At 63.6% G+C, this 5,176-nt stretch carries 3 protein-coding genes and 1 pseudogene; 1 reads left to right on the top strand and 3 read right to left on the bottom strand.

Annotated elements, in window-relative coordinates; translation table 11 throughout:
* Nucleotides 1-105 precede the first annotated feature (105 nt).
* Nucleotides 106-936 (bottom strand): alpha/beta hydrolase, encoded by an 831-nt coding sequence (locus tag EOA28_RS24220; protein WP_245463506.1) that lies wholly within the window; start codon nucleotides 934-936, stop codon nucleotides 106-108.
* Between the two features lie 59 nt (nucleotides 937-995).
* A pseudogene (kynU, locus tag EOA28_RS24215) lies at nucleotides 996-2,242 on the bottom strand (kynureninase).
* A gap of 454 nt (nucleotides 2,243-2,696) precedes the next feature.
* Here kynU and lexA point away from each other — a divergent pair.
* Nucleotides 2,697-3,431 (top strand): transcriptional repressor LexA, encoded by a 735-nt coding sequence (gene lexA, locus EOA28_RS24210; protein ID WP_127250264.1) that lies wholly within the window; start codon nucleotides 2,697-2,699, stop codon nucleotides 3,429-3,431.
* Here the strand turns inward: lexA and EOA28_RS24205 are convergent.
* On the bottom strand, nucleotides 3,425-5,176 hold a 1,752-nt coding region (locus EOA28_RS24205; RefSeq protein ID WP_148670826.1), incomplete at its 5' end, for a ComEC/Rec2 family competence protein. The two genes, lexA and EOA28_RS24205, sit on opposite strands and share 7 nt — an antisense overlap.

The raw sequence follows: 5,176 nt of genomic DNA, 5'->3' as shown, positions 1-5,176 counted from the left end.
GGTTGGCGCCGAATGCAGCGTGCTTATGCTGCGCTGATAGATCGACAACGCCGGTGGTCCGGACGTCGACGAAGTCGATCGTTCGTACGTTGAGAACGTCGATCGTTATTCGTCCACCAGCGTTCGGGTCAGGGGATGGTCGGGATCGGCGAGACCATCGACGACGTTGAAATGATGCCGGTCCGGCTCGACAACTGACTGGGTAGCGGCGCCAAGCCCCGTCCAGATGTTGGCGAGCAATACGCTCTGGCGCAGGAATTCCGAGCGCTCGCCGCCGCCGACCCAACAGGTGATGCGGGTTCCTTGCACGGGCCGCAGCAGCGCTGGGCTTTCGCTAAACGCTTCCCGTTCGTCGATGTTCAGCGTCTCGTTCAAAGCCGTGAACATCAACGACCGAAGGTCGTGCAGGCCTGAAATCGAAACGACCTTGCGTATGCGTTGCGCCACCATGGCGCCCAGCGGCGAAGTCGTCGTCGCCATCCGGCTGGCGAGATGTCCGCCGGCCGAATGTCCGGTCAGCATCAGCGGTCCCTCGACCATGGCCGCCGCTTTGCCGATCGCGGCCGCGACTTCATTGACGATGCCGCCGATCCTGGTTCGCGGGCACAGCGTATAGGAAGGCATGACGACGGCAAAGCCGCGGCCGACAGCGCCGGCGGCCAGATGCGACCAGGATGTCTTGTCCGATTCCATCCAGTAGCCGCCATGGATGAACACGACGAGCCCCTTCGGCGCGGCAGGCGGGAGGAAGAGATCGAACCGGCTGCGCGGCGCCTCGCCATAGACGATGTCGAGCCGCGCCCTGCCCTGCGCCAACAGCTTTTCGCGAAATGCCTGAGCTGGGCCGTCCCAGGCCGCCGGCCAGCGGTCGCCGCCAGCGATGTTCGCGCCGTTGGCGTAGGCGTCATCCCAGTCGACAATGCGGTGTCCCAGCACCGGCCCCTCCAGCGATCGGATCGATTTCGAGTTGTCTTTGTTCGGCATGCCATTCGAAGTCAGGTGACGGCCTCCTTGATCGCATAGCGCGCTTCCTGCCAGGCGCTCGTGCGCAGGATGTCTTCCAGCACCTCGACGGCGGCCCAGACATCCCGGTAGCCGACATAGAGTGGCGTGAAGCCGAAGCGAACGGTCGACGGCGCGCGGAAATCGCCGATCACGCCGCGCTCGATCAAGGCGCGCATCACCTGGTAGCCATGTGGATGGGCGAACGACACCTGGCTGCCGCGCTCGGCGCCGTTGCGCGGGCTTTCTAGCTCAAGACCGAACGCGCCGCATCGAGCTTCGACAAGGCGGATGAACAGATCCGTCAGCGCGACGCTCTTCTCGCGCACGGCCGTCATGTCGACTTCGTCCCAGAGATCCAGCGAACCTTTCAGCGCCCGCATCGACAGCATCGGCTGCGTTCCGCACAGGAATCGCCGGATGCCCGTGCCGGCGGCATAACCCTGCTCGAACGCGAACGGTCGGGCATGGCCCCACCAGCCGCTGAGCGGCTGGCTGATGTCGGGATGATGGCGGGTGGCGGCATAGATGAAGGCAGGCGCGCCCGGTCCGCCATTGAGATATTTGTAGGTGCAGCCGATCGCGAAATCGGCATTCGAGCCGTCGAGATCCACCGGCAGGGCGCCGGCCGTGTGGCAGAGGTCCCAGACGATCAGCGCGCCGGCGTCATGGGCCTTGCGGGTCAGGGCCGCCATATCGCGCAACCGGCCGGACTTGTAATTGACGTGGTTGACCAGGATGACCGCGACACGGTCGTCGATCAGTTCCTCGATCGTCGGCGCATCGACGCCCTCGAGCCGCAGCACCGCGCCGGGCCGCGTCGAGGACACCCCTCCGCCATGTAGAGGTCGGTCGGAAAGCTGTCGCCTTCGGCAACGATCACCGAGCGGTCGGGTCGCATCGCGAGCGCCGCATGCAGGACCTTGTAGATGTTGATCGAGGTGGTGTCGCATACCACCGTCTGGCCAGGCGCGGCGCCGATCAGACGCCCGAGCCGGTCGCCCAGCTTGACAGGCATGTCGAACCAGCCGGCGGTGTTCCAGGCACGGATGAGATCCTGCGCCCATTCCTGCTTCGCGGCCGTCTCGATCTCGTTGAAGACATTGATCGAAGCGGCGCCCAGTGAATTGCCATCAAGGTATATCACCCCTTCCGGCAGAACAAAGCGATCGCGCAAGGGGCGCAGCGGGTCCGCGGCGTCCATCGCCACGACCTCGGCAAGATCGGGAATTCCCCTCATGTGCTACCGCCTCCATTTCGACCCAGGCCGCTACATCCCTCCGGCGACCAAGGCGGTTGTCCCATCACCGTCCGCAACCCGGCAAGAACCTTCTGTCCTATGTTAGCTGGTCCATAGACGGCAAAGGCTGAGGATCGGAATCGTCGCCAAGGTTGGCATTTTGAGTTCGTTTCGTTCACGTTACGGTACATGGTTGGGTCAGCTGACTGGATCCCTTCAGCACCTCCGCGACGATGTCGCCTCTCAATTTCAGCATAAGGAGAATTGCAAAATCGAGCGGAATCAATGACACAGCCCAACCGGTGGCGGCCAGGCACCGTCGGATGCAACATTCTTTCGCCCGCCTTAAGAAATTCATTAAACTTTAAACGGTTGCGGAACACAACTGGAACAGATAGTGTTTGTTCTGGGTTTGTTTTTCTGATTCTGGTTTCGGAACCCGTGGGGGCCGCCAATGCTGACGCGCAAACAACATGAACTCCTGATGTTCATCCATGAACGCCTGAAGGAGAGCGGGATCCCTCCATCCTTCGACGAGATGAAGGAAGCGCTCGACCTCGCCTCGAAGTCCGGCATCCATCGGCTGATCACGGCGCTGGAAGAACGCGGCTTCATTCGCCGGCTACCGAACCGGGCGCGCGCGTTGGAAGTCTTGCGCCTGCCCGACTCGATCGCTCCCGGCCTGAACGCCGCGAAGAAATTTTCGCCAAGCGTCATCCAGGGCGGCCAGGGCAATCTAAGTCGAGAGGTCAAGCCGGCAGCGCCCTCACGTACGCCGACACCCAGCAATGATGACGACGCCGCTTCAGCCGTGTCCATTCCGGTGATGGGCCGCATCGCCGCCGGTGTGCCGATCGACGCCATTCAGCACCAGACGCATTCGATCTCGGTCCCGCCGGACATGATCATGGGCGGCGAGCATTATGCGCTGGAGGTCAAGGGCGACTCGATGATCGAGGCCGGCATCTTCGACGGCGACACCGTCATCATCCGAAACGCCAACACGGCGAGCCCGGGCGAGATCGTGGTGGCGCTCGTCGATGATGAGGAAGCGACGCTCAAGCGCTTCCGCCGCAAGGGCGCCTCGATCGCGCTGGAGGCCGCCAACCCGGCCTACGAGACCCGCATCTTCGGGCCGGATCGGGTCAAGGTGCAGGGCAAGCTCGTCGGGCTGATCCGCCGCTACTGATCCGGCTTCGAGGGCTTGGCCCTCTCAGGCTTTTCATAAGGCGGCAGTCCCCTCGCCTCGCGCGTGTATTTGCGCTGCTCGTGCCAGGGCCGATATGGCTTTTCGACCGCATATTGGATGGTTGCTCGCGCGGTTGCCGATTGTGGATCGAAGAAGACGGCGGCGCTGCCGTCACGCGCCAGTTGGCGCTTGGTGACGACAAGCACGCGCTGATCCCAGCAGGGATTGTAGGCCGTCGCATCGTTGATGACGATGAGGTCGGCAAAGCCGCAGGCGGGCCGTGCGCTGTCGCGGTTTTCGGCGAGCGCCACGATCGCGCTGGACGGATGCCGGCCAATGCAGAGGTCGCCGGTGCAATAGAAGGGCGAGCCTGGCGGCAGGTCGACCGGGTCGGCGATATCGAGAGCATCCTTGGCAAATGTCTCCGGCGGTACGATGTCCTCGGCCTTCAGCGCCCGCTTCCAATTGTCGGTGGTGAACTCGTTGGAGCGTTCGCGGTTGACGGCAAGCTCGCCGCCACCGATCGGCATCGCCACGAGATGCGCGTCCTCCGAGATCAGCACATCCGGCGTGCGCACATGCGGGATGGCCAGCAGCGCGGCGAGCGCGAAGGGCACAGCGGCAAGCCTTAGCCAGGTGGTGGCCATGGTCGCGATGACGAGCGCGATTGTCGCCAGCAGCACCGACTGGATCGAGATCAATCCCACGGCATCGACTGGCGAGCGCTCGGAAATCCATGCCGAAATGGAGATCATCGCTGTCAGGCCCTTGCCCATCACATAGAGGAAGGGACCGTCGAAGCCGAACGGCATGGCGAGCGCGCTCAACACGGCGAACGGCATGACAATCAGCGAGACGATCGGCATGACCGCCAGATTGGCCAGCAGGCTGAGCGGCGACACGCGCTGAAAATGCCAGATCGCAAACAGCAATGTCGCGCTGCCGGCGATGAGCGAGGTCACAGCGGCGCCGCCCACGCCAACCGCCAGTTTTCGCGACAGGAACCTCAGGAACGAACGCTTCACCGGCGGCGCGGTCGTTTTGCCCGCGCGATAATCGGCAAAGCCGGCATAGGCGCCGACCAGGGCCGCGGTGGCGGCGAAGGACATCTGGAAGCTCGGGCCGACCACTTCATGTGGCGAGACAAGGATGACGGCAATCGCCGAGATTGCCAGGTTGCGCATCGTCAAAGCCGCGCGGTCGAAGAGCACCGCTACAAGCATAACCGCAAGCATGATGAAGCTTCGCTCGGCCGCCACCACGATGCCGGAGATGACGAGGTAAGCGGCGATCAAGGCCAGCGCGATCGCTGCGGCGTATTTCTTCACCGGGCGGCGGGAGGAGAAATCGGGAAACAGCGCGAAGGCGCCGCGCAGCAGGAACATGATCGTGCCGGCGACCAGCGCCATGTGCAGGCCGGAGATCGAGATGATGTGATAGATGCCGGTCCGTCGCATCGACTCGTTGATCGCTTCCGGAATGCCCGCGCGCACGCCGACGATCAGCGCCGCCGCGATCTCGCCTTCGGAACCGCCAATGCTGCTCCGGATGTGGTCGGCGATCCCTTCGCGCGCGTTTTCCACGGCCGACGCAATGCGCGCTCCGAAGGGTGCCCCCGTTGTCGCCGTCGAAGACGGAGCCAACAGTTTTGGGTCGCCCAGGAAAAAGCCGCTGCCGCCGATGCCGCTAAAGTAGCTGTCGAAGGAAAAATCGTAGCTGTCCGGCCGGACCGGGCCGGTCGGGGG

The sequence above is a fragment of the Mesorhizobium sp. M2A.F.Ca.ET.067.02.1.1 genome (assembly GCF_004023285.1).
Classification (GTDB): domain Bacteria; phylum Pseudomonadota; class Alphaproteobacteria; order Rhizobiales; family Rhizobiaceae; genus Mesorhizobium.
The sequence above is the reverse complement of the archived record's forward strand: the minus strand, read 5'-3'. Positions and strand labels throughout refer to the sequence as shown.